Origin of the sequence: Desulfotomaculum sp. (genome assembly GCA_003513005.1) — a bacterium.
Taxonomy (GTDB): domain Bacteria; phylum Bacillota; class Desulfotomaculia; order Desulfotomaculales; family Nap2-2B; genus 46-80.
In genome coordinates this window covers 1-1,709 of record DOTD01000007.1, presented here as the reverse complement: position 1 = coordinate 1,709, position 1,709 = coordinate 1, and the positions used below count along the sequence as shown (strand labels likewise).

At 51.6% G+C, this 1,709-nt stretch carries 1 protein-coding gene and 2 pseudogenes; all 3 read left to right on the top strand.

Going from position 1 to position 1,709, the window contains the following annotated elements:
- Positions 1-171 precede the first annotated feature (171 nt).
- The 3 genes and pseudogenes from DEH07_00455 (at position 172) to DEH07_00445 (ending at position 1,516) form a co-directional block, all read left to right on the top strand.
- Entirely contained in the window at positions 172-372 is a 201-nt protein-coding gene (locus DEH07_00455) for a hypothetical protein (protein ID HBY03031.1), read from the top strand.
- Positions 311-448: pseudogene (locus tag DEH07_00450) on the top strand (hypothetical protein). Before DEH07_00455 ends, DEH07_00450 begins: the two are co-directional and overlap by 62 nt.
- Positions 449-694: 246 nt before the next feature.
- A pseudogene (locus tag DEH07_00445) lies at positions 695-1,516 on the top strand (hypothetical protein).
- Positions 1,517-1,709 lie beyond the last annotated feature (193 nt).

Genomic DNA, 1,709 nt, shown 5'->3' with positions numbered 1-1,709 from the left:
ACGGCAAACTGGCAGACATGATCAAGGGGTTAGTGAGAGCTCTCTGCTGGGCACATTATCGCCGTGATTTTGTCAATGCCGGCAAATCTCTTAACTGCTTGAAAGACTGGGCGGATCTCTGGGTGAATAGGATCGCTTTAAATCTACCGCCTGAATAAAGAGAGACTGGCCGTGCTGGATCAGACAGAACTCTTCCAGGTTGCCCAAGAAGCACTGGAGAACGCACTGGAGGCGATGCTGCAGTCGATCCGTTTAAAACTTTCAGACCCCGGCCTGCACTGGCAGAAGAAAAAGGTGCTTTCCAGCGCCCTTAAAGCACTGGGACGGGTTGACTACCTTTGTCAAAAATCCGTTCGTGCCCATGGACAATAATCTAGCCGAGCGGTGCTTGAGGCCGGGCGCTTTGGGGCGCATGAGCTGCTACGGTACTCATTCCGAGTGGAGCGGCAATCTGCTGGCGGCATCCATGTCCATCCTGCAGACCGCAGCCAAACACAACCTGAATGCAGAGGCGTACCTCCGGTATTACCTTGATGCCTGCGCCAAGGAGGGCGGTCTCCAAAGGATCTGGAACGGTTCCTGCCCTGGAAGATTCCGGACGGGATTGTCCGGAAGTACGATATTAGGAGGGAGCATCCTGGCTGATTTCCCGCTCACCGTCTGCGGCCGGTCTCTCATAATTGACGATATTGAGATGATCCGCCGGATTATTGCCTCCGATCCTAAAGCCACCCGGGTGCGAATCTCCCGCGAGGTCTGTCGGGCCTGGTCCTGGTTTAAGCCGGACGGAGGCCTTAAAGACATGAGCTGCCGGGTGCTGCTCCTCAGGTTACATCGCTGTGGCATGATCACATTGCCGGAGCCCAGGAGATCTAACGCTAATGGCCGGAAGTTTTCCCGACGGACGAAGCATGGCGAAGCAGGGAAGGAGATCTCCGGACCGTTGAAGTCATTACTTCCTCTAGAGCTAATACGTGTCACCTCCAAGAAGGATTCCTATCTCTGGAACGAATTTATCGACCGCTATCACTATCTCGGCTATACTCCCCTTCCTGGCGCCCAGATCCGGTATCTGATCAACTCCCCGGCAGGCTATCTTTGCGCTATCGGTTTCTCGGCCGCAGCGTGGAAGGTGGCGCAAAAGGGATACCTTTATCGGCTGGAGCGCTAAAGCGCAGGTCGCAAAACCTTCACCTGGTGGTCAATAACTCCCGCTTTTTGATCCTGCCCTGGGTCAAATTGCAAATACCTTGCCTCCAAGATCTTGTCTCTCTGTTTAAAACAATTGCCCAACGACTGGCTCAAGGTTTATGGCTACAAGCCGGTGCTTATGGAAACTTTTGCCGGGAAGGATCGCTTTGCCGGAACCTGTTACAAGGCTGCCAACTGGGCCTTCGCAGGTTCCACACAGGGCCGGGGAAAGTTGGACCGTTTCAATGAATACAAGCTGCTGGTGAAAGACATCTATCTATATCCTCTCGATAAGGACTTCCGTATGTTTCTGTGGATACGCTAAAACTTAAGTGAACCAAAAACATTACCAATGCTATCGAGAAAGCATACCAGAGACATGGTATACTTTTTTTAGCGTGCTGCTGAATTTATGAACCAGTACAGGCGCCAATATCAAAAAGCACGAAATTGTGTCTGATACACTCCGATTTTAAAGAGGGATAAAACCTCTTAAAAAAGGAATGAGCTTTTAACTG